Source organism: Bacteroidota bacterium (genome assembly GCA_020402865.1).
Taxonomy (GTDB): Bacteria; Bacteroidota; Bacteroidia; order Palsa-965; family Palsa-965.
On sequence record JADBYT010000011.1, the window covers coordinates 76,428 to 99,205 of the forward strand.

Annotated in this window: 18 protein-coding genes; 5 read left to right on the forward strand and 13 right to left on the reverse strand. The window is 51.7% G+C overall.

The window, feature by feature from the left end; genetic code table 11:
- Positions 1 to 35: 35 nt before the first annotated feature.
- The 6 genes from IM638_09645 to IM638_09670 all read right to left on the reverse strand — a co-directional run bounded on the left by IM638_09645 (position 36) and on the right by IM638_09670 (position 9,579).
- A complete protein-coding gene (locus IM638_09645; protein ID MCA6363290.1) occupies positions 36 to 3,833 on the reverse strand; it encodes a hypothetical protein in 3,798 nt (1,265 codons plus the stop codon).
- A complete protein-coding gene (locus tag IM638_09650; GenBank protein MCA6363291.1) occupies positions 3,830 to 6,316 on the reverse strand; it encodes a hypothetical protein in 2,487 nt (828 codons plus the stop codon). Before IM638_09650 ends, IM638_09645 begins: the two co-directional genes overlap by 4 nt.
- An 8-nt stretch (positions 6,317 to 6,324) precedes the next feature.
- Positions 6,325 to 7,035 carry a hypothetical protein gene (locus IM638_09655; protein MCA6363292.1) on the reverse strand — a complete coding sequence of 237 codons (711 nt, stop codon included), beginning with the start codon at positions 7,033 to 7,035 and terminating at the stop codon, positions 6,325 to 6,327.
- A complete protein-coding gene (locus tag IM638_09660) occupies positions 7,035 to 8,189 on the reverse strand; it encodes an AAA family ATPase (protein ID MCA6363293.1) in 1,155 nt (384 codons plus the stop codon). Before IM638_09660 ends, IM638_09655 begins: the two co-directional genes overlap by 1 nt.
- Positions 8,173 to 8,856 (reverse strand): hypothetical protein, encoded by a 684-nt coding sequence (locus IM638_09665; protein MCA6363294.1) that lies wholly within the window; start codon positions 8,854 to 8,856, stop codon positions 8,173 to 8,175. Before IM638_09665 ends, IM638_09660 begins: the two co-directional genes overlap by 17 nt.
- A gap of 216 nt (positions 8,857 to 9,072) precedes the next feature.
- Positions 9,073 to 9,579 (reverse strand): hypothetical protein, encoded by a 507-nt coding sequence (locus tag IM638_09670; GenBank protein MCA6363295.1) that lies wholly within the window; start codon positions 9,577 to 9,579, stop codon positions 9,073 to 9,075.
- A gap of 227 nt (positions 9,580 to 9,806) precedes the next feature.
- On the opposite strand from IM638_09670, the gene IM638_09675 reads away from it, so the two are divergent.
- Entirely contained in the window at positions 9,807 to 10,289 is a 483-nt protein-coding gene (locus tag IM638_09675; protein MCA6363296.1) for a hypothetical protein, read from the forward strand.
- A 45-nt stretch (positions 10,290 to 10,334) separates the two neighbouring features.
- On the opposite strand, the gene mltG is transcribed toward IM638_09675, so the two are convergent.
- A complete protein-coding gene (mltG, locus tag IM638_09680) occupies positions 10,335 to 11,378 on the reverse strand; it encodes an endolytic transglycosylase MltG (protein ID MCA6363297.1) in 1,044 nt (347 codons plus the stop codon).
- Positions 11,379 to 11,383: 5 nt separating this feature from the next.
- Positions 11,384 to 13,438 carry a tetratricopeptide repeat protein gene (locus IM638_09685; protein ID MCA6363298.1) on the reverse strand — a complete coding sequence of 685 codons (2,055 nt, stop codon included), beginning with the start codon at positions 13,436 to 13,438 and terminating at the stop codon, positions 11,384 to 11,386.
- 191 nt (positions 13,439 to 13,629) lie between these two features.
- Here IM638_09685 and IM638_09690 point away from each other — a divergent pair, with 191 nt between their 5' ends.
- Entirely contained in the window at positions 13,630 to 14,319 is a 690-nt protein-coding gene (locus tag IM638_09690) for a DUF2490 domain-containing protein (protein MCA6363299.1), read from the forward strand.
- Here IM638_09690 and IM638_09695 read toward each other — a convergent pair.
- From IM638_09695 to IM638_09715, 5 genes are read right to left on the reverse strand one after another with little or no spacing between them, the layout of a single operon-like run.
- Positions 14,313 to 14,855, reverse strand: a complete 543-nt coding sequence (locus tag IM638_09695) for a GNAT family N-acetyltransferase (protein ID MCA6363300.1) — start codon at positions 14,853 to 14,855, stop codon at positions 14,313 to 14,315. The genes IM638_09690 and IM638_09695 overlap by 7 nt on opposite strands.
- Positions 14,856 to 14,894: 39 nt before the next feature.
- Positions 14,895 to 15,410 (reverse strand): hypothetical protein, encoded by a 516-nt coding sequence (locus IM638_09700; GenBank protein MCA6363301.1) that lies wholly within the window; start codon positions 15,408 to 15,410, stop codon positions 14,895 to 14,897.
- A 31-nt stretch (positions 15,411 to 15,441) separates the two neighbouring features.
- Positions 15,442 to 16,539, reverse strand: a complete 1,098-nt coding sequence (locus IM638_09705; GenBank protein ID MCA6363302.1) for a hypothetical protein — start codon at positions 16,537 to 16,539, stop codon at positions 15,442 to 15,444.
- Complete coding sequence (locus IM638_09710) at positions 16,536 to 17,318, reverse strand: diaminopimelate epimerase (GenBank protein ID MCA6363303.1); 783 nt, start codon at positions 17,316 to 17,318, stop codon at positions 16,536 to 16,538. Before IM638_09710 ends, IM638_09705 begins: the two co-directional genes overlap by 4 nt.
- A 5-nt stretch (positions 17,319 to 17,323) precedes the next feature.
- Positions 17,324 to 18,016, reverse strand: a complete 693-nt coding sequence (locus tag IM638_09715) for a hypothetical protein (GenBank protein ID MCA6363304.1) — start codon at positions 18,014 to 18,016, stop codon at positions 17,324 to 17,326.
- Positions 18,017 to 18,226: 210 nt separating this feature from the next.
- Here IM638_09715 and IM638_09720 point away from each other — a divergent pair, with 210 nt between their 5' ends.
- The 3 genes from IM638_09720 to IM638_09730 all read left to right on the forward strand — a co-directional run bounded on the left by IM638_09720 (position 18,227) and on the right by IM638_09730 (position 22,592).
- Positions 18,227 to 19,672 (forward strand): Do family serine endopeptidase, encoded by a 1,446-nt coding sequence (locus tag IM638_09720; protein ID MCA6363305.1) that lies wholly within the window; start codon positions 18,227 to 18,229, stop codon positions 19,670 to 19,672.
- A gap of 328 nt (positions 19,673 to 20,000) precedes the next feature.
- A complete protein-coding gene (locus tag IM638_09725) occupies positions 20,001 to 20,864 on the forward strand; it encodes an RNA polymerase sigma factor RpoD/SigA (protein MCA6363306.1) in 864 nt (287 codons plus the stop codon).
- A gap of 261 nt (positions 20,865 to 21,125) precedes the next feature.
- Positions 21,126 to 22,592, forward strand: a complete 1,467-nt coding sequence (locus IM638_09730) for a glyceraldehyde-3-phosphate dehydrogenase (protein ID MCA6363307.1) — start codon at positions 21,126 to 21,128, stop codon at positions 22,590 to 22,592.
- Positions 22,593 to 22,778 lie beyond the last annotated feature (186 nt).

Genomic DNA, 22,778 nt, shown 5'->3' on the forward strand with positions numbered 1-22,778 from the left:
AAAATAGCGAAAAGCCCTGTTGGTTGGGCAGCGGTTTACAAACCCAGCGGCACATCAAGCACATGCAGCACACCGCCCTGTTCGAGCCAGGCAATTTTGTTTCGTCCGGCGGCACTGAGGCTGATAAGTTCCTTACCCACCGGGCGGCGAAAAACCACGGGCATTTCGCCGTTTTCGTCCAGTTTGCACACCACCAGCTGGCCTTCGCGGTAATAAGCGATGTGTTTGTAGCTGATGAAGGTGATTTCACTCACAAACTCGCCCAAAATTTTGCGCCATACTTTTTGCGTGCCCGGCTGCACCACAAAAATATCGTGGTAGCCGGCCATGCAGCACATCGGGTTACTGTGATAGGCCGAAAACTGCAGGTTGTAGGCTGCATCGGGCAATTCAATAAAATCGGCAAGTGCGTTTGTGGTGTTTATTTTGAGGTGATAATTGAGGTAATTGCAATAAAAAAATCCATCGGCATAATAGCCGTAAGAGGCAAACTGGCTGCCTTCGGTAAGTGCTTCGGGCGGGGCGTATTCGAAATGCAGGTCGAGTTGTTTGAGAAGTTTTCCTTCTTCCCAGTATTGCAGCGAAAGCTGGGGATGATAGAGCAGCACCCAGCAGGAGTTTTCGTGTTCGCCGGCCGAATAAGCCAGCAGCCTTTCGGGCAGGTAATCGAAAAATACGGCTGCCAGCGCAGCCGGATGCGGCGAGGAGGCTGCCATGTAGCCGTTGCAAAGCACCTGCAAGGTGTGGCGGTTGCGGAGCTGTATTACATCGGGCAGGAGCGGATGATGCTGTATTTCGAGGTTTTCGACGGCTTCGGTAAACGGGTCGGTCCAGTTGAACTGCTCGGTTTCGCCGGAGGCACTGATGCGCACCATGCTTAGTTTCTGCTCGGCTTCGCCCAGCGCCACCCAGTAGCGGCTGCCGGTAATGAGTTTGCGCCACAATACACCTTTGGGCAAATTGATGCGTTGTATTTTCGACATTGCAGCGGGCTGCGGCGTGTGTATGCGGTTCTGAACAATGTAGCGGCTTGCATCGGCCTGCACGAGGCTGTCGCTGTGGGTGAAATGCGGCAGCTGGTTGAGTGCGGTGTGCTTGCCTTCGAGCGCCTGTGTGCTGATGAGGCGCAGGGCCAGTTGCTGCGCCAGGGCGGCATCAGCACTGTCGGGCGCGGCATGCTGGTAAATGAGCCTGAGCTGGTTGAGGAAAATTTGTTCCTGCTGCACTTTAAGGCCGGTCTGATAAAGCCGCTGCGCGGTGTGTGCGGCACTTTCGTCCTGCTCTGCCCGCAGGGCAATATAGCGGTGCAGGCAGTTTTCCTGCGGGTGCATGCTGTTCCAGCCCATGAGCAGCGATTCTTCGGCGGCGGCGGTGAGGTGCTGCTTATCGTGCTGCAGGCGGGCGGCTTCGAGGTAATTTTGCTGGGCCAGCGCCTGCTCTACGCAAAGCTGATACATGCTTTGCGCCTTTTCTTCGTGGGCCAGCATGCGGTAAAGGTCGCCGGCTTTTTCGTGCTGTTTCAGTTCGCGGTATTCTTCGGCGGCTTCGGCCAGCAGTCCGCCTTTTTCGAGGCACTGTGCGGCCAGCAGCTGGTTTTTGATATGGTCTTTGTACAATGCAGCAGCTTCGCGGAAATAGCGGCCCTGTTCGAGCACGCTGGCCGCGCTGTGCAAATCGCCGAGCAGGTGTGCATACACGTAAGCGGCTTTGCGGTAATCGCCTTTTTCGAGCAGCAGGTTGGCCTGCTTTATGTAGCGTTCGCGGAGTTTCTGGTAATGCTCGGCCGAGGTAAACGAACCGCCGCCGCCACGTCCGAGGCCGCCCAGACTGAAATCAGGCAAACCGCGCGAGAGACTGTCCCAGCCATTGTCGCCGCCGCGCCCTAAGTAATCGCTGTTCAGCGGCACGGCATACTGCAGACCTTCGTCGGGATTTTCGTCCATCATGCGCACCAAGCGGTCGAGCTCCGATTCGCGGCGCTTCTGCAACTCTTCCAGACTTCGCTGCACCCGTTCGCGCACACGCTGCCGCCAGCGGCTAAACCAGCCACGTTGTGCATTGGTGTCCGAAACCGCAGCAGCGTGTTGCGCCGCACCGCCACTGCCGCGCAGCCAGTTCATCAACCGCGAAAACCACGAAGGCCGCACAGCACGCGCAGGTTGTGGCGCAGATGCCCGGTTTCGCCGGTTTTCTATCACACCGTGCATCAACAGGCGGATTACAAAAAATGCAATCAGCAGCACAGGTGTAATGCCCATGCTTACCACACCGCTGCGCAGCAATAAAATCACGGCAAGAATACCGCCCGCCACAATCAGCCCAAGCAGAATATACATACCAAAATCGGCACTGCCATCCTGCCTGTTTGCTGCTGCTGCTTGCCCCGGGCGCACAGCCACATTGCGCCGCAACCGCCCGATAAGATGAAAAGCGAGCAATATTCCGCCTGTCCACAACGCCATTTTCCAAAGTGTGGCAAACGAAATCACATTAAACACCAGTAAAAGCACCAGCGCAATTCCACCCGCCCAAAGCAAAGCCATAAGCCACGGAAAATCAGTACTGCTGCCCGAAGGCTGTGCCGCAGCATTCTGCGGAGAAGACTGAGCGCCGGGCTGTAATTGTTCGGCCACTTTCGGATACAGCAACATCACCGCAACCGATACACCCAGCACAAACCACATCCCTCCCGAAATCGTTCCCGTTACAAACACCTGCATCAGCGCCACACACAACAACACGGTGGTGATAAAAATGGTAAACGCATTTAGCTGCCGGAGATAGTTGAGCGACTGCAGTGCTGATTTTTTTTCTGTTACTACTTTACGGTACAAAGCCAGCAACAGCGCCGCCGATAAACCCAGCGTAAGTATTATCATAGCCGCCGGATGCTGATACACGGCCACCTGCACAATGAGCAATACAAGCTGAACAGCCCCCGCCACAATGAGAATAATCCCCACCACAAGGCCTGCATTTTTCCAGCGTTTGCCTTTGTCTTCCTGTGTGGCAATAAAGCCAAACACCAGCAGCAGCACAATGGCCGAAACAATCCATAAAAACGCATCGCGCCAGCCCGGACGGTTGGCAATTAATCCGGCCACACTAAGCAGCGATAGATAAGCCACGCCCAGAAACGTAAACAGCTTTACCAAAAATGCGGCGGCCGTATTGTTGTCTTTGCTTTTACCACCCAGCATGCGGTTAACTAACCCGAGCAGGCCAAGCCTTAGCGTTTGCAGTCCGTCGGTTTGCCGGCTGCGTTCTTCGTTGCTTAAAATCTGCCGCAGGGGCTTTGCGCCAATTTCCTGCTGTACCTGCTGCATAAAATTATCGGCACTGGCGCGGGGCATGCCCACACTTTGCAGCGGCGGAAATTCCGGTGCGGGTGTAAGTGCTTCGTTCCAGTTGCCTTCGGCAGGCGCTGTACATTGCAGCAGCGGTGCAAACGAAAACGCATCGGTTGCATCAAAACCAACCAGCCCGGCCGATGGATGAAACACCTGCACCGGATACAGCAAACGCTGTGCAAGTTCATCGGGCGTAAAAGCGGGTGTGAGTGTGGCCTGACACGGAATAAAAAGTTTACCGGCCACACAGGTGTAGGGCGCAGCAATATCGGCTTCATCGGGCACGCGGCTGCCAAACACCACCAGCAGGCCCAGCGGCTCGGCCGTGCGCAGCGATTGCGGCACCACATACGCGCGCACCTCTTCCGAATCAAGTCCCCAGCCGCTCAGCGCGCGCAGCCACACAGCCGGATCGGCACTGCCGATAAACGCAGCGGCCACAGGTCCTGCCGGACGCGAAGCGGGATGTAAGGTCAGTTTCACCGGTTGCGGAGGTTTTGCAGAAATGGTTCGAGACAGGTGCGCATAAATTCGCGCACATCAATACGTTTATGTCGATATTGCGGCGGTACAAACAGTGCATTACCGGCATACATGCCGTTTGAAATCCACACCGTTGTATCGGTTTCCGAAATACTCACGATTGAAAAATCAGGAATGCTTCTGTTCGCACTTCTGAAATGAATAAAGCCCCGGTGATCCTGAATAATCACACTGCCATCGGGCCATTCGGCCACACCGGTATCGGCGCGGTTGTAGGCCTGGAGCGGGGCAATTTCAAAGCGCTGCAGGTTTGCCGTACATACTATTTTTTTATCATAAAGCATTACCCGGTTGTATTGCTGCCGGTCCCAGCCCTGCGCTTCACGCCAGTACAACTTATCGTTTTCACACACCAGTACTTTCTGATCAGCAAACAAACGCCCCAGATCATCAAGCGCAAAAAACGACTGTGTATCAAATGCGCTGTAGCCGGGATTGATGCGTTTCTTTATCTCTTTTTTGTTGATTCCCGTTAAATGGCCGTGCGTACCGGTATGCCGGGCATCGTTATAAGCCATTCGCTTAACCGATCCCGATTGCACATCATACACTTCAGCAATACTTCCGTCCCAATTGGCAAAACCTTGTGCACACATCCACACCTGCTTGCCGTAAAAGCCCGGAATAATGAGTTCCTGCGTGTCATTTCCGGTAAGCGAAAACGAAAGCAGTCTGAATACCTGATTTTCTTTATCGTGATAGCCGAGCACCAGTTCACCGTGTTCGGAGAAATGCCACAAATGAAAATTGCCCTGCGGCTTGTCGTGTTCATTCATGCAGGGATGCAGTTCGTAGCCAGCTACACCGGTGGTGTTTGGAAAGAAAAGAATGCGGCGGTTATCGTTAATTACCACAATGCCGTAAGCCGGGGCATAGTAAAAATCAGGTGCTTTTATTTTACAGCCTTTAGCGGCAAACAGCAATGGTATTTTTTCCTGTTCAAAAAATGACGGGAGTTGTTTGGTGTATTCGGGATAACTGCGGTTGGATCGTTTCTTTTTGCGGGTGTTGGGGAAATGTGCGGGCGTATTCTGCGTGATTTTCCTTTCGGGAAAAAGTAATTGGTCGAGGTCAAAGGTGGCGGCGAGAAGTTCTTCGCGGCCGGATGCCGAGCAGCGGTAAAGTGTAAAACGTCCGTTGCGGTTTACGGCAATAAGGTAGGCCAGTTTTTCCTGCACGGGCAGCAGCCGCGCCAGAAAATCGGGGTCGTGCAGCAGAGGTTCGGCGGTGATGAGGATGTATTCTTCGTCGGCCTTGCTGGTTTGACGGAGTATGTGCAGCAATGCATCGCCGCTGTGCAGGGCGGGTTGCAGTCGGGTGAGTGCGTTGCGCACGCCTTCGGGCGTATGCAGGGCCACAGGCTCGCTGCGTGTGCCGCCAAGCATAACAGCCTCGGTGCTGCTGATGTGTTTGTTTTGCTGCGCACAGGCTAATGCCGCCGCCACGGCAAACACGCGCGGCTTGCCCCAAAGCGGCAGCGAAGTATCAATAAGCAGGATGCGCCGCCGCTCGGGTGTATTGGGCGGCGATTCGCGGCGCAGGTACATGGCTTCGTTGTTGGCTAAACGCGCCATGAGCAAATCGTCGTCGTTGGCCAGTTCGCTGAGCAGCAAACGATGCAGCGGCCCCCGGTTGCTGATGTCTGATACGCCGCCAAGCTGCTGATCATCGTTGCTTACACTCAACGGCGGAATGCGGAATACTTTCAGAATAGCCTGCGTGAGGCTGGCAATACCTTCTGTTTCCTGTTCGTGTTGCAAACTGCCCAGCAGGTCTATCACCGGCTCGGGACTGAGTTCCTGCAACGGCACGGGCAACTGCGCAAGACCGGTGTCGAGTATGTGTGCAAGCTGCTTGGGCGAAGTGATGCGTTTGCCGAGCGCTGCCAGTTGTGTAAACGTATGTTCAACTGCAGCCCGCGTCACAATCCCCTTTTTCAGAATCTGTTCATCATACCTGCCCGATTCAAACTCAGCCACAATACCCGCTGCATCTTCCGCATGAATAGCAAACAGTTCGGGCAGGCTGCGCAGCAAATGCGTACGCGCTTTTCCGGTGCGGTAGCTTTCGGGAAGTAGAGCAATGTGTTTCAGAAACACAAAAGCATCTGCAGCCATACCACGCCCTTTATACATCGCTTCAAGCGAAGAGGAAACTTCTTTCCAGTGCCTTAATCCACCGGTAAACAACTCCTTCTTCAATTCCATCTCCTCCGGCGAAAGCCGGCAGGCCGCCAGCACAAACAACAAGGTATTTATATGCGGCAAACCCGAAGGTTGTATCTCTTTCATTACCGCCAGCAAATCTTCGCGGTAAATAAGTGTCTCTTTATTTTCCCACTCTATCACTTTCAGCCCTTCGGCCCAATGCCAGCACCACTGCTGCGAAGCACCGAAATAATCAGCTGCTGTAATTTTTGTCATTACCTCACTCACAACCACCCTCCTTTCTCACTCATGCGCCGCACCCCGCTGCGCGAAGCAGGCACACACATAATCTTCGGCACGGTTTCCATGCTGCCGTTGCTGTGCAGCAACACCAGTGCATCATTGTCGGGCACTAATTTTTTGATGAGTAAACTTTCCAGCGCAGGCAGCTCCAGATCAAAACCCGCAGGCAGCAGCAGCGGGCCGCGTGCCCAGTATTCGGTGCCGGGCAGTGCGGGAAGAATATCGCCGCCCACCAGCACTTCTCCACTTTGCGAAGCCGCAAAAAACAAACGCGAAAGACGTATCTGCGGCGCCGTTTCGCAATACTCTTTCCACAGAAAAAAATTGGTGAGCAGCACACTGCTTTGCCGCGGCACTTCACTGGCTGCTAATTTTACTTCCACATGCGCATTCACCTGCCCCGCCATTGCCGACACGGGCAACTCCAGCGGAAACAACTCACCCAGCGGCTTCCAGTCAAGCTCAGGCAAACGGCTCACGGGCGTAATGTGCCCTTCGGGAAAAAGGAAATGATCGCGCCCCACCACCAGCCGCGCGTCAAAACCAATGTGCAGCAAACGCGCATCGGTTTCCTCCGCTTCGTCGCCAATCCACCACACACCGTTGTGCAATGCGCCCTTCAGCTGCGGCAATACGCGCACAGCGCCAAGCTCATGGCTGCGGTGTTGGGCAAGGTGGTAAATGCGTTTCATCAGCTGGCCTGAATAATTTTCTGCCACAGCTCATCTACGGGCTGCTGCACATAATTGCGCTGCACGTCGTTGGCAATCCATGCCGTGCGGCCGTTGAGGAAACGCAGGCGGTCTTTAATCACCGCACGCTCCGAAAAGCTTGTGTCGGGATTGTTCCATTGTTCGGCCAGCTGCACCACTTCGGCGTAAAGCGCTTCGGGATCGGGCCGCTCGTGCTGCTTTGCACGCGGATGGTGTGCCGCTTCGCTCTGGTCGTTTTCCACCACGGCGTTTACAATGCCTTCAATCAGTTCGCGCTGCTCATTGGTATCCCAGATGTAGCGCATCACCCACAAATCGCTCACCAGCGCCGTGTGGCGGTGGCAAAGCAGCGCACTGGCCGCAATGAGGCGTTGCAGTTTCACCGCGCGGCGGTCAGACACGGGCACACCCGCGTTGCGCAGCTGTGTAATGAGCTGGATAAATGCACTGCGCACCGGCTGCAGATCAACCGTAGCCAGTTGCTGCTGCAAAAACAGCACATCGTCTGCATCCAGCTGCGGGCGCGGCTTGCGGGGCTGCTTTTGTTCAATGGCCCAGCCGGCATCCAGCAGTTCATTCATCTGTTGCGGATCCACATAATCGCAGCGTACGCGCAGCAGGAAACGGTCAAAGAGTGCGCGCAGGGCTTCGTCTTCGGGCAGGTGGTTACTTGCGCCCACAATCATGAGCGCCGGCAAATCGCGCCGCTCGCGTCCGCGCCTGAACACGCGTTCGTTGAGCACCATAAGCATGCTGTTAAGAATGGCGCTGTTGGCATTGAGCAGCTCGTCGAGAAAAATCAGATTGGCCTCGGGCAGCATGCCTTCGGTGTTGGTGACCAGTTCGCCTTCGCGGAGTTTGCGGATGTCGAACGGACCAAAAATTTCGTTGGGCTCGGTGAAACGGGTAAGCAGGTATTCGAACGAGCGGCCGTTGAGCGTGAGTGCCAGTTCGCGCACAAGCGCACTTTTGGCGGTGCCGGGCGGGCCGAGCAGAAAAAGATTTTCGCGCGCCACAAGGCTGATGCCCATGAGGTCGGCAATATCGTCTTTGCCCACAAAGGTATCTTTGAGGTGTTGCAGGGCGCGGTTCAGTGCTTCGGCCTGGGGCAGTGTGTCAGGCAGTGTGTTCATTGGCTAAGGGTGCGGGCGGTTGAAGTAAATCGGTATCGAGTTCGGGCCAGAGCTGCAGGGCGTAATCGCCGAGTGCGGCTTTGATGTGCTGATGCAGGGCAGGATGCGCGGCACGTTGTTTATCGTGCAGGGCAATGATGCGGTCGGCATAAAAAGTAAGCAGGCCGGTGTGTTGGGTGATGCTGCCGGGGTCGGGCGTGCTTTCGGTGGCAATGCCTGTGCCGGAGAGGGGCCAGTGCTGCGCCGTGTGGCGGATGCATTTTACAAGTACATCGCCCGGCGCGAGGCCGGCTGCCAGCTGATGCAGCCGGGGCAGGTGGCGCAGTACGAGGTCGGCGCTGTAGTGTGCTTCGGGTGTTTGTTCATCGGCAAAGGGTTTGAGCAGTTCAAGCACTTCGGCCTCTTCCACCTGCCGCAGCAAAGTGAGTTGCGCCGCGCGGTAAAAATGCAGTGCCGCCCAGTTGGCCGCTGCTTCGTGAAAAGCAGGCGCATCGGCCGGAACATGCAGCACATCAGCTGTATAAGCTTCGCGCAGCAAGGCAGAGGCCGTTTGCCAGTCGGTTTCACTCACCGGCAGCAACGAATCATTCAGCACCGCATCGCCCGTTTCAAAAAGGCCATGCAGAAACTGCGTAAAAGGTGCTTCGGATGTGTGTTCGGCCGACATCGTGTTAATGCGGGGTTAAGCTGTTTTCGGGTGTGGTAAAGATACCGATTCCCGACGGATTTGCATATCACGACATGGCTGCATCGTCCTGTGGCTTCTTCAAACTCAGCCACCTGACTATGCAGCAATAGATTATGTGCTGCGGTGGCTTCGATCCCCGCAGAAATTGCGGGGACTCAGCCACCGCGACAAGCTCAGCCACCGGGGCATACTTGTTCAACGCTTTAAGGAGGGCAAGTCTGCAATGCGCTCATTTACACATTGTTCTTCTGCATACACGTTATTGATGTAGCGTAATGTATCGCCCGTAAATACTTTGCTTCCCAACTGATAACGTACCACCATGCCGTTAGAAAACCAGAACCGCTCATCTTCACCTTTCGTGTAGCCGGGACAATATTCCTGAGTTTTCGTATGTGTCTTTTTTTGCCGAAGTACAAACACAACTTTACCATTCATATAATAGGTTTCTGTTTGGGTACATGCACACTCACCACAATTCCGATCTATCAGCAAACAATAATTGGTATCATTCGGGAAATAGTATCCTTTCAATCGCCCGCCGCAGTGTGTCAATCCGATGTATTCGTGACTAAGCAGTTTATCCTTTTTCAGTGCTTCATTTACGTGCAAATAGCACGCAGCCGCTTTTCGGGTTGCTGTTTCTGCCTGCTGAAATGCGATGCTAAGTGAGCAGATGAGGAGAATTACTAAGATTCGCATGCAGGTAAAGATAACTTTTAGGATGTTGAAGCGGGTGTTTTTCCGGGGGTAAGTCACACTTTTATTTTAGGATAATTGACGGATAAATAGGGTGAAAAATCACAGCCGTTATTCCCCCTTATTATTATATGTCAACTAGTTACAATTATCACTGAAGTTACAAAAACTTACAGCTTAAATCGCATAGATTCATATACTCAATTTTGCTCAAACAAAAACTAAAAACGATGAGCAAAACATTAAAAATGCTAATTGCCCGCACCATCGCACCGGGCACACCCGTTCCTCCACAAGTAGCACTGAATATGGTTCAAGGCTACAAGAATGTGAAAAATTACAATGGTACTGAAACCATTTATTCTGATTTTGATATTAGAAAATTCAGAGCATTCTTTAGCTTATTTTCTGATGCTACCGGAATTCGTATCTACAATGCGTTAACAGCAACTAATCAACATTGCTTTTTGTTTGTTCCAATAAAGAATGTAGCAGCAGAGAATGAACCTCCCTGCTATGTTGAATTGGAGCCTGAGGGAATAGATATTGATGGTGATGATATTCCTGATTTTTATGTTTCAGCATTTAACTTTGGTACACTTTGCCCGCCAAGTGGCAACTGTAATTGCGAGTGTGATGGCGTAAATGGCAATCCCACATCAATTGCGAAGCAGGTATATGGCAATTTATGCCCGCTACCTCCTCAACCCTGATTCAACAAAACTCCCCGCACCCAATTCGCTTGCGGGGAGTTTTTATTACCTGTTAATATTCGCTTTATCCAACGCTTTCTGATACGCCTCTGCATTTTTTAAATGCTGATCGTAGCTGCTGGTGAATTTGTGGCGGCCGGTGCCATACTCGGCACACATGTAGATATAATTGTTGCGTTTGTAGCTGAGCACCGCATCAATACTTTCGGGCTGCGGCAGGCGGATGGGGCCGGGCGGTAAGCCTTTGTTGCGATACGTGTTGTAGGGCGAATTCACATCCAGATCGCTGCGCAGCACACGTTGAATACTGAAATCGCCAAGCGCGTAAATCACAGTCGGGTCCGATTGCAGCGGCATGCCTTCGTTAAGGCGGTTCATGTAGAGACCGGCTATGGTGGGGCGTTCATCGGCATAGCGGCTTTGCTCGGCTTCTACAATGGCGGCAAGTGTAATCACTTCGGTCTGACTAAGGCCAATGCTGCGCGCAAGCTGTTTGCGCTCGGCAGTCCAGAAATCCTTATACACCGCCGCCATGCTTTGCATAAATTCCTCGGCCGAAGTGTTCCATTTAAAGCTGTATTCGTCGGGCATGAACAGCGTCATTACATTGCTGCTGTTCAATCCGTATTTGCTGAGGTACGAATCATCATTAAGCAACTCCAGCAGCGCGGCCGAATCGGCTTCGAGCTTGCCTCCTACCCTGCCGGCTAAGTGCTCTTTTGTGCGCACACTGTTAAACGTAAACGTAACCGGCTCCTGCAAACCGGCGGCAAGCAGGTTAATGAGTTCGCGGTTGCTCATGCCGTCTTTAATGCGGTAGCGGCCGGGCTTTACGGTTTCAAACTTTTTGAGTTTGGCCATCCACTCAAACGAAGCGCGGTCTTTGATCAGCTTCTTTGTTTCGAGCAGCGCCATGAGGTCTTCCATGGTGCTGCCGGTGCGCACATACAAAAACTCAGGGCTGTGGTCTTTGGTTTGCACATTGCCGCGCAGAAACATATTCCAGCCCATCCAGCCGCCCGCAGCCAGTGCAAGCAGCAGCACAACAAGGATAATTTTTTTAACGGGTGAAGATGATTTGGATGCCATGCTATTTACCGGTTCGGCTGTTTCAGCTGTTGCTGCAGCTGTTTGGCCTGCTGATTTTCGGGGTGTACGTTCAGACATTGATTTACTAACGCAAGTGCGGCGGCATTGTTGCCCCGGTAAAGCTGCAAACCGGCCATGTTAAGCAGCGCCTGATCATCGTCAGGATCATACCTGAGCGCGGTTTTGTAGCATTGCTCGGCTTTCTGGTCGTTGCCTTCGAGCAGCCAGAGGTAGCCGAGGTTGGTGTTGGCCTGCACATGTTTCGGATAGGCATCAAGCACCATCTGCAGCTGTGTGCGGGCTTCGAAATTCTTTTTGTTTACGGCCAGCACCAAGCCGTACTTGGCGCGGAAATCAGGATGAAACGGCGCAAGGTCGGCGGCTTTTTTGTAAAAGAGTTCGGCGGTTTGCGCATTGCCGGTTTTGTAATACGATTCGCCGATACGGTACGCCGCCCAGGCATGATGGTTATCCCAGCTTTCGCGCAGCAGCACACTGTCTAAGGCCGTGCGCACACCTGTGCGGTTAACCAGCGCCACCACACCGGCAAAATCGTTGCGCAAAAAAGAAAGCTGCACAAGTTCGCAGAAATTGCTGCGTAAATCAGGCAAAAAGCGTTTGGCCGAATCCAGAAACTGCGGATCGGGCGTAAATTTCTCGTACTGCTGCAAATACGCCCGGCCCTTGGTTTGTGCCGAAGGGTTGGGATCATTCACCGCATACAAACCAAGAAACTTCTTTACATCAGCTGCCGTTTTTGCGCCTTCCGCTTTTGCATCCGCCGCCGGCCTTCTGATCCAGTGATCGTGCACAGTGACATGCGGAATATCAATAGAACCCGAGCGCGGCATGTGACACGATACACAATCGTTTTGTGCCGCAGTTAGCGTTTTTACCGGCGCATTGCAGCCATGCAGCTTACTCTTTGTGCTTCCCGGCGCATGGCAGCCCGTACAAGTAGCGTTGAATGTGGCCGAACCCGTTTGCTTTACCGTAATGTGCGGATTGTGGCAGGTTACACACGTAAAGCTGCTGCGGTACGGATGCAACTCATCCTGCACACCGCCTTTGGGCTGCGACTGCAAAAAGCAGGCGCTCATTTTCAACCGCTCGGCATGCGAAGCCATTATAAATTCATCTTCGGCACCCTCGTACTTGGGCATAAACACCGTCATCACCGAATTCAGTTTCATGCCGGGCTTAAAATCAAAAAACGATTTGCCCGGCTGCAGCACCGCATTGCCCTGTAAATGGCAACGCTGACACACATCAAACTGTAAATCAGGTTGCAGCTTGCCGGGGTTTACAATGGAGTAATCAATGAATTTGGACGTATCTACCAGATTGCCCGCCATTTTCTGCTGCACATGTATGGAGCCGGGCCCGTGGCAACGCTCGCAGGTAATGCCGTCGGGAATTTCGGTAAACTTATTCTCCGAACCTTTTACAAAACCGGGCAAGGTGTTGTGGCAACTCATACACTCCAAGCCGATCTTGCGATCAAACCGCGAGTTGTGCCCGTCTTCAAAACCCGGCGGCAGATCCCACTTGCCCTTTTGCGTGTAAAACGTCATGGGCATTTGAAACAGATAGCCGTTTACCGAATAAATGTGCGAATTGGTGTGTTGCCCCGAACCTACAATGTAATCCACCTGCTCGGTGCGTTTGTAAATCGTATCACGCCCATCGAGCCGGTATTCGCTGATAAACATTTTGCCGCCGCTGAAATAGCTGTGATACCAGAGGTTGCGGTACTTGTCGTAAATAGTGGAATTGTTTCCGAAACTGGCCGACGTTTTTGCCGTGTTGGCTGTATCAAACGAGCGGCCCATGCCGGTGTGAATGAACGTTTCGTAAATATTCTGGTGGCAGCCTTTGCAGGTGTTCATGCCCACGTATTTGGCCGAATCGCTGTGGTTGAGGTAGGGACTTGAGGCGGCAACCGTATCGGCCGCAGGCTTTTTATCATCGCTGCCCGAACAGGCTGCCACTGCGGCAAGAAGCACACACAGCGCAAAAAACGGCCATGAAAAACGAAAAGTGAAAATGCGTTTGCTCACGTGTGATTGAAATGCCGGGGATAATAGTTGCCCTAAAATTACGGTTTATATGCCGGGAAAATGCAAGCCTGGTTTTGTTTTTTTAATGTTAATGCCCATTAAAAAAAGCGTTGACCGGTAATGAATTAAAAACCGCATTGCCAAGTCCGTAAGCGTGAAACCTGCATCGTACTTTTGAAACCATGCGTCTGATGCGTTTATCATTTATCCTTTTGCTGTGCATTATGTTTCCGGGCTTTGCTTTACGCGCACAGCAGGCAAGTCTGGGCAGCTGGAACATTGTGCAGGTAAAATACGGCCTCACCGGCAAACTCAGTTTGTTTGCCGAAGCCCAGCTGCGTTCGTTGCGCTTTTACAATCACTTTCATTACTACGAATACAAAGGCGGTATCGAATACAAGGCCCTGCCCGGTTTGCGACTTGCACTCGGCGCAGGCGATTACGATACATACCGCGAAGGCGGCAATTTTGTTACGCCAAAAAACAACGATGAATTCCGCCTCTGGCCGCAGGTGCAGTTAAGCCAGCAACTGGGCCGCTTTACGGTTGAGCAGCGCTACCGCGCCGAGTTTCGGTTCACCTCAAACGGCTACCGCAACCGGTTCCGATATCGCCTCTCGCTGCTGTATCCGTTCGGGAAACCGGTAAACGGCATAAAGCCTTTTCAGCTTAGTGTAAGCAACGAATTGTTTTTCACCAACCGCGAACCCTATTTCGAGCGAAACAGGCTGGCGTTTAATTTCAACTACCGCATCACACCCAAACTTACACTCATGGCCGGCTATCTGCATCAGTTCGACTATCGCATAAACGACGAAACCGGCCGCGACTTTTTGCAGCTTGGCGTGTATGTGGAATTGAAGAGGAAAAGTACTCAGTGACCTTTGCGCACAAGCTGCATCAGCAGTTCATCCACAAAATTATCGCCCACACGGATCCAGTCTTTTTTAATACCGGTAATGAGGAATTTGTGACGCTGAAAAAGCATTACACTTTCTTCATTGTCAACCGTTACATTGCAGTAAAGCTGATGCAGATGCAGCACGTGATAGCAATACTGAATGAGCAGCGAAAGTGCTTCAGAGGCATAACCTTTTCCGCGGTCTTCTTCGTGTGCAATGAGTATGCCCACGCCTGCGCGCTGGTGGGCCGGATCAAAGTCGAACAGGTCAATGCAGCCTACATCCTTCCCGTCGCGCGTGGTAATCATCAGCCGCAGCTGTTTGTTCGTATGCAAATCAAGGTGCGAGCTGGCGATGTACTGCTCAAGCACAAAACGCGAAAACGGAGCAAGTGTGTTGCTGGCTTTCCAGATGGCCGGATCGTTTTCCCACTTGTATAATGCATCCACATCCTGCGGCTCAAGAGCACGCAGGCGGATTCGTTCACCAAGCAATAACTGGATCTGATGCGACATACGATGATGCCAATATACACAAAATGTTTGGCTGCGAACTTATTGCAACACCTCACGGGCAATTGCCCGGTCGATATCGGCGGCAGTGTACACGGGCAATTCAATCTCCGGCTGCTCCACAAACACTGCTATACACGCCCCAAGCTGCTGCTGTTTCTGCAACAATGGCAGCAGTTCAAAAATGAAACCGGCTTCGGCTGCCTCTTCTACCCCCTGCGCCACCGCCAAACTGCGAAGCGGAGCCAGACAGGTCAGTCCGCCGGGACAGATGCGTGTATAAGCGGCAAAAATTTCACTCAGCTGCTCCCTTGCATCTGCTGAATGCGGTAAATTCCAGCGCACAAACAAAGCCGGAAACTGCCGTCGCTCAATAAGCCTGAAAAGTGATGAGCTGTCTTCGCCCTGCTGGGTTCCGCCTGTATGCAGCGACCAACAGGCATTTTCATGCAGCAGCAGCAGATGTGGCGGCGGACGATGTATGCGAAGAAGCACAATCCAGCTTCCCTCCTTTAGTTCGTCCCAATGCCGCAGCGGTGTAACAGCTAATTTCATCATGCAGCAGCAAAGTTATGCAAAGCAACACAAATTACCGGCGCCCCTGCACAGCCGCCGGTTTAGCATTGCCCGCTTTGCCCCCGCCTTTAAACAACTCATTCCAAACCCCGATAAACGTAACGTGGTTAAGCGGAAATTCAAGAAACACATGCAGAAAACTGAGCAGAAACAGCACATTAAAACCAATGCTGTAATCCCACACATATAACCCCACAGCCAATGCCCAAAGCACACCAATGAGTACAAGACGCATTTTAGATACTTCGTGCCATTTAATGACTGTTGTTTTTGAAAACCAGTTGAGATAATGATACGTGTATGCAAAAGCAATAAAACGCATGATGGCCACACCCATGTCGGAATTGTAAACGGCAAGTGAGCGGGCTTTAAATAAATCAGGTACCGTGCCGCCATAAGCCATTACAGCCTCAGGCGTATTGCTGAACATCAGTTTATAATCGTCATCAAAAAGCGCCATGGTTTCCTGATTCAGTAACCTGAATTTTTCATAGGCCAGCGAGGCATATTCAGTAATCGGCATTGATTCGGGATGCAGAAACACAATGAGCAGCGGACAAAGAACAAACACAATTACTGAAAGATATCCGCTGCGGCTTCGGCCTTTGAGTGCGCCGTAAAGCATAAAAATTCCGGTAAACACATACACATGCAGCAGCGTGGGCAGAAACACCGAGAACAACACAAAAAGTTCTTTGGAGATGAGTGCAGTAAGCGCAATCACTAAAAATACAAGCAACCGGTAAAAGGCCGATTTGATGAGCACCATGGCCAGCGCGCCCGCAAAAGCCACGTAGATAATTGACGTAGTAATGCCTTTGTGCAGTTCAGGGTCAATTTTTATTTTGGGAGAAATAAGATAGATAATCAGAAACAACACCACTGCCGCTACTGTGAGGAATACATAATCGTATTTACCTTTTGAAAAGAACCCGCGTTTCTGCAGCCACGAAATTTCGGTGAGGTAATGACCGGGCCCCAGCACGGCATACGAAAAAAGAAAGAGTTCAAAAGGTACGTAAAAAGCCACACCAAGTGCCAGAATCATTAACCCGATATTGACGTAGTTAATTTTATCGGTGTTGGGAATGGATGAAACAGTACTGCTCATACGGTAATTTCGCCTTGAAAAACAAATCGGGCCGGACCTTCCAGCCAGATATCATCAAAACCGCCATTGCGGCGGTGATAGTGTACATGCAAACTTCCGCCGGGTGTTTCCACCGCAATGCTGCCCGAATCGGGTGCAAAGCCATGCAGCGAAGCCGCCAGTGCAGCTGCCGTAACACCGGTGCCGCACGAAAGCGTTTCGTTTTCCACCCCACGCTCATAGGTGCGGACAAAAAGATTTTGTCCCATTACCTCTACAAAATTCACATTGGTGCCTTTTTCGGCATATGCCGCACTGTAACGCACCTCGCGCCCGGCCGCAAATACATTCAGAGCCGAAACATCACTCATAAACCGCACCACATGCGGCGAACCGGTGTCGATAAAATAATCGCCGCCTGTAAGTGAAGCTTCGTGCACATCGCTCATTTTCAACTGCACCTGATCGTCATTGATAAATGCATGATGCGGGCCATCCACAGCAATGAACTTTATTTCGGAATCGGTCACTATACCCAGGTCAAACGCAAAACGGCATATACAACGCCCGCCATTGCCACACATCGAACTTTGTGCACCGTCGGAATTAAAATATACCATGCGGAAATCATAGCCCGGCTCATTGCGCAGCAGCATCAGCCCGTCGGCTCCGATCCCGAAATGCCTGTCGCAAATATGCTCAATAAGTTTTTTATCGTGTTCGGGAAAAACATTTTCCCTGTCGTCAACCAACACAAAATCATTTCCCGTACCCTGATATTTATAAAACCTGATTTGCATGCCGCTTATCCGTTAATACGACTCAGCACTGATTCGTCAGACACCCGTTCATAAGGTTTATCTTTTGAAGTGTACTCAAGCCGGAACACACCAATGGGTGTTTTCATGTAAATCTGATTGTCGATTTTACTAAGCTGTATTTTGTCTTCGGGGGTAAAGCCAAACAGCACAAGACGGCTTCGCGTAAGGGTGTAATATTTTGTGTTCAACGGAGAACGCCAGTACTCCACAGTAATGTTTCGCGATGCTTCTTCGTGTACACCGGCTTCCTTGCGCATCACACTGTCGGTACCCGAAGACTGATCAAAATTGCGCAGTGGTACTACAGCCTGACCAATTATTTCATTTGTTCGCAGGTCAATGTCTTCATCGCCCGCCGGTCCGCCGCTTTCTGATCCGTCTGAAACGGCTGTAGAATCGGTTTCATTTATATTGGCAGCTGTATTGCCGGTTGAAGGGTTACGCTCGTTTTTGCGTGATGATTTTTCGCGATTGCCCGGTTTGGGTTTGTTTTTTTCGGCCGGCGCATCATCGTCTTTGCTGGTGAGCGATTTATAGAATTCCATTTTCTGCACATACTCATCGAGTTTAAGCAGAAAAAAACCGCCGCCCAGCACGAGGCCCAGCAAGAGCCCGAGGAAAAAGACCTGAAGTTTATCGCGTACAAGTGAGAGCCGGAGTCGTGACCAGGTTTTCATGCAGATGAGCTAATCGCATTCAAATATACGATATTATATACTGCCTAAAACTGACAGTGTGCTGACGTAGTGACAGCCCTCCTGTCGTTTGGGCGTATTCGCCCGCCAATTCTTGTTAAATCGGGGTGAATGATATACGAAAGGAATAAAAATTGAGGTTATTTTTTGAAATTTGAAAACGCAATCTTTTTCTTAAAACATCATTAACCTATGAACCGTAATTTGCTGCTTGCCTTCAGTTGCGCCGTTTTAGGTGGTGCGGCTGCACTCGGAATCAACCGGCTTCTTCCGCCGGCCGAAACCAATGCCTATAATTCGGCACCGCCGGCTACCCGCCTTGTTTCCTATTCCGGTGCTTCCGGTGTTGATTTTCGCGCGGCTGCCGAGCAAACCGTACATGCCGTGGTACACGTAAAAACAAAATTCACCACCCAGCAAACCTATATTGATCCCTTTCAGGGGCTGTTTTTCGGCAATGGCGGTATTCAAAGTGTGCCGCGTGAACAACAGGCCTCCGGATCGGGCGTAATCATTTCGGCCGACGGGTATATTGTAACCAACAACCACGTAATTGAGCAGGCCGAGGAAATTGAAGTCGTGCTGAACGACAAACGCACCTTTTCGGCCACGTTGGTGGGCACCGATCCTACTACCGACCTTGCCCTGCTGAAAATTGAGGAAAAAGGACTGCCGTTTGTGGCCTGGGGCAATTCAGACGATGTGAAGGTGGGCGAATGGGTGCTTGCGGTGGGCAATCCGTTTAACCTTACTTCAACCGTAACCGCCGGCATTGTAAGCGCCAAAGCCCGAAACATTAATATTATTGCCGGAAACGGCAGCGGAAACGGAGCGGTGGAATCTTTCATCCAGACCGATGCGGCCGTAAATCCCGGAAACAGCGGCGGGGCCCTTGTTGATGTGCAGGGCAATCTGGTGGGTATCAACACCGCCATAGCTTCCCAAACCGGCTCGTTTTCAGGCTACTCCTTTGCCATTCCGGTTAATCTGGTACGCAAAGTCGTAACTGACCTCACCGAATTCGGCACCGTGCAGCGCGGCTACCTCGGCGTAAATATCCGCGATGTGGATGCCGCCCTGGCCAAAGACAAAGGCCTTAAATCAATAAAAGGCGTATATGTAACCGGCCTTATCGACGGCAGCGCCGCCGCCGATGGCGGACTTGAACCCGGCGATGTGATTACCCGCGTGGGCGATATTAACGTAAACAATGTGCCTGAACTTCAGGAGCAGATCAACCGCTTCCGCCCCGGCGATAAAGTACCACTCACCTTTGAGCGGAATGGCAAACAGAAAACGGCGTCTGTTACACTCAAAAACAAAAACAACTCTACCCGCCTCATTACCAAAGACGATCCGGCCGCTGCCGTTGAATCGCTTGGCGGCACTTTCGAAACCATGGCCGGCGAAGACCTGAAACGCCTCGGCATTACCAACGGACTTAAAATTTCAAAGCTGGAAAACGGTAAACTGAAAAGTGCCGGCATCCGCGAGGGCTTCATTATTACGTCCATCGACAAAAAAGCGGTTGGCTCGCCGGAAGAACTCAAGCAGATACTCGAAAACAAAAAAGGCGGCGTTCTTATCGAAGGGGTTTATCCCAATGGCATGCGCGCCTATTATGCGTTCGGTATGTAACAAATTCAGGCATGCTGCGTTTTACTTAAAGAAATGCAGCATGCCCCTTTTAATTTGAGGATCATAACAAGTTATTAACATTGATCCGTACCTGTTTTATGTGTAACAGTGCTCATTTTTTATTTCACTTATCGTTTAAATACTGTGTTTTATCGTGCAAATTCCCATAATTATTGAACTTTAAAGGGGTTTCAACGTTTTGTTTCAAACTTTAGATAACCAATCGTTGCCTTTCCCGTTAAAAGGGTGTAATTTTGCCGCGTCTTTTCAGATAAGGCACCGGTAACTTTAATTTAATCGTTCCAAGGGGGGACATTATTCGTCTGACATGAGACAGTTAAAAATCACCAAGTCGATCACGAACCGTGAAAGTGCTTCGCTCGACAAATACCTTCAGGAAATTGGTCGTGAAGAGTTGATTACCGCTGAAGAGGAAGTGATGCTGGCCAAGCGAATCCGTGAGGGTGATGAAATTGCACTTGCCAAACTGGTGAAAGCAAACCTCCGCTTCGTAGTTTCCGTTTCCAAACAGTATCAAAACCAGGGTCTCAGCCTTCCTGACCTTATCAACGAAGGCAACCTCGGTCTGATCAAAGCCGCCCGCCGTTTCGACGAAACCCGCGGTTTCAAATTCATCTCTTACGCCGTTTGGTGGATTCGTCAGTCAATCCTGCAGGCTCTGGCCGAACAGTCACGTATTGTTCGCCTGCCGCTCAACCAGGTTGGCTCGCTCAACAAAATCAACAAAGCCTACTCACGCCTCGAACAGGAGTTTGAGCGCGAGCCTACCGCTGAGGAACTCTCGCAGGTGCTTGACCTTCCGGAAGATAAAGTAGCCGATACCATGCGCGTATCCGGCCGCCACGTATCCATGGATGCTCCCCTGCTCAACGGCGAAGACAACAGCCTGCTCGATGTACTGGTGAACCACGATTCGCCCCGCGCCGACCGCCTGCTGATGAACGAGTCGCTCCAGCGCGAAATTGAACGCTCGCTTTCTACACTCACCGAGCGCGAGCGCGATGTAATCAAGCTCTTCTTCGGCATTGGCTGCCAGCACGGACTTACGCTCGAAGAAATCGGCGCTAAATTCGATCTTACCCGCGAACGTGTCCGCCAGATCAAGGAAAAAGCTATCCGCCGCCTGCGTCACAGCAGCCGAAGCAAACTCCTTAAGGCTTATCTCGGCTAAGCATGACACCACTCAGAATCCCAATCTCTTCGTTGGACTTGATTCGGAAATGCTCATTTACACCAGTAAACTCCGCTTTCCGAATACAGCGTCCGCCTCAATCTTGAGATTCTGAGCGATGTCATACAATGCACACATAGAAATCCAAACAGCCGCAATGAACCGGTAAGGCCATGCCCGCCCGCGCTTCATTGCGGCTGTTTCTTTTTACAATAACCAACAACTACCAAACAGACCTTTAACTCAATGACACTCGACACGATGGAGCCAATCAAAGGCACTGCTGCGAAATCGTATGAAGCCGAACTTAACGAATGGATCGGTCAGGAACGCGCCGCGCTCGAACTCATCAGCCACATCGGTACACTCTGGTATGACAAATCGGTAGAGCTTATCATCTTCCGCAACCAGCTGATCGACCGCAGCGCCAGCGAAATCATGAACCTCCACCAGTATGCCAAAGACATTGTGAAACGCCCCATCAGCGTAAAAGATACCGCTGCACTGGCCCTCGCGCTCACTAAAATGGATCTGGCTCCTTCGCGTATGGACATTGGCCGCCTTTGCGCCGAGTGGACGGAAGAACGTGAGCAACACAGCGACATGACCGCGTTCCTCACCGCCAAACTGGGCGGACTCATGGGCGCAGAGAGCCATAAACTTACTCCTAAAGATGTCATTCTGTTTGGCTTTGGCCGCATTGGCCGCCTTGCCGCCCGCGAACTTATAGCACAGGCCGGAAAAGGCGAACAGCTCCGCCTGCGCGCCATCGTAACACGTGGCAACTCGGCCGAAGAAATTGTAAAACGCGCCGACCTGCTCCGCAACGACTCGGTTCACGGCCCGTTCCCCGGCACCATCATCGAAGACCTTGATAACAAAGCCCTCATCGTGAACGGCCACACCGTTTACATGATACACGCCAACAACCCGGAAGATGTGGACTACACCGCTTTCGGCATCAACGACGCACTGCTCATCGACAACACCGGCGTGTTCCGCGATAAAGCGGCCCTGAGCCGTCACCTGCAGGCCAAAGGCGTAGCTAAAGTGCTCCTCACCGCGCCCGCCAAAGACATCCCGAACGTGGTACACGGCGTAAACCAGCATACGGTTGACACCAAAACCGACAGCATTTTCTCGGCCGCTTCCTGCACCACCAACGCCATTATGCCCATTCTCTACGTAGTAGAAAAAGAGCTTGGCGTGGTAAAAGGTCACATCGAAACCGTGCACTCCTACACCAACGACCAGAACCTGCTCGATAATTACCACAAGAAATACCGTCGTGGCCGCTCAGCCGCACTCAACATGGTAATTACCGAAACCGGTGCCGAAAGTGCACTCAAAAAAGTACTGCCCCAGCTTTCGGGCAAGTTCACCGCCAACTCGGTGCGTGTACCTACCCCCAACGTGTCGCTGGCCATCCTCAACATTGAGGTGAAAAAAGAAGTGAGCAAGGACGATGTAAACAACATCGTTCGCCAGTATGCCCTCAAAGGCGATCTGGTGGAGCAGATTCAGTATGCCTTCTCCAATGAACTCGTGTCGAGCGATGTAATCGGCAACCCCTGCCCTTCCGTATTCGACAGCCAGGCCACCATCGTTTCGGCCGATAAAAAGAGCATCGTGCTGTATGTGTGGTATGATAACGAGTACGGCTATACCCGTCAGGTAATCCGCTTTGCGAAGCAGCTTGCCGAAGTGCGCCGCGCTACGTATTATTAATCGGTTGGTAGTAAATAAATTCAAAACGCCTGTTGCTTTTGCAGCGGGCGTTTTTTATTAGAACTCATCTCGAAAAACAATTTTGAGATGAGTCCAAAATAATTCACCACTTCCGGCGCAGTCAAAAGATCTTGTGAATGAAACGCCGGCATAAACAAAGCTTCATTCCACTTGTTCCATGATGAA

What these genes read in the sequence shown, in the direction of transcription:
- IM638_09650 (MCA6363291.1), bottom strand. Translation starts at nt 6,316, where the DNA reads ATGACAAAAATTACAGCAGCTGATTATTTCGGTGCTTCGCAGCAGTGG.
- IM638_09655 (MCA6363292.1), bottom strand. Translation starts at nt 7,035, where the DNA reads ATGAAACGCATTTACCACCTTGCCCAACACCGCAGCCATGAGCTTGGC.
- IM638_09660 (MCA6363293.1), bottom strand. Translation starts at nt 8,189, where the DNA reads ATGAACACACTGCCTGACACACTGCCCCAGGCCGAAGCACTGAACCGC.
- IM638_09665 (MCA6363294.1), bottom strand. Translation starts at nt 8,856, where the DNA reads ATGTCGGCCGAACACACATCCGAAGCACCTTTTACGCAGTTTCTGCAT.
- IM638_09670 (MCA6363295.1), bottom strand. Translation starts at nt 9,579, where the DNA reads ATGCGAATCTTAGTAATTCTCCTCATCTGCTCACTTAGCATCGCATTT.
- IM638_09675 (MCA6363296.1), top strand. Translation starts at nt 9,807, where the DNA reads ATGAGCAAAACATTAAAAATGCTAATTGCCCGCACCATCGCACCGGGC.
- mltG (MCA6363297.1), bottom strand. Translation starts at nt 11,378, where the DNA reads ATGGCATCCAAATCATCTTCACCCGTTAAAAAAATTATCCTTGTTGTG.
- IM638_09690 (MCA6363299.1), top strand. Translation starts at nt 13,630, where the DNA reads ATGCGTTTATCATTTATCCTTTTGCTGTGCATTATGTTTCCGGGCTTT.
- IM638_09695 (MCA6363300.1), bottom strand. Translation starts at nt 14,855, where the DNA reads ATGTCGCATCAGATCCAGTTATTGCTTGGTGAACGAATCCGCCTGCGT.
- IM638_09700 (MCA6363301.1), bottom strand. Translation starts at nt 15,410, where the DNA reads ATGATGAAATTAGCTGTTACACCGCTGCGGCATTGGGACGAACTAAAG.
- IM638_09705 (MCA6363302.1), bottom strand. Translation starts at nt 16,539, where the DNA reads ATGAGCAGTACTGTTTCATCCATTCCCAACACCGATAAAATTAACTAC.
- IM638_09710 (MCA6363303.1), bottom strand. Translation starts at nt 17,318, where the DNA reads ATGCAAATCAGGTTTTATAAATATCAGGGTACGGGAAATGATTTTGTG.
- IM638_09715 (MCA6363304.1), bottom strand. Translation starts at nt 18,016, where the DNA reads ATGAAAACCTGGTCACGACTCCGGCTCTCACTTGTACGCGATAAACTT.
- IM638_09720 (MCA6363305.1), top strand. Translation starts at nt 18,227, where the DNA reads ATGAACCGTAATTTGCTGCTTGCCTTCAGTTGCGCCGTTTTAGGTGGT.
- IM638_09725 (MCA6363306.1), top strand. Translation starts at nt 20,001, where the DNA reads ATGAGACAGTTAAAAATCACCAAGTCGATCACGAACCGTGAAAGTGCT.
- IM638_09730 (MCA6363307.1), top strand. Translation starts at nt 21,126, where the DNA reads ATGGAGCCAATCAAAGGCACTGCTGCGAAATCGTATGAAGCCGAACTT.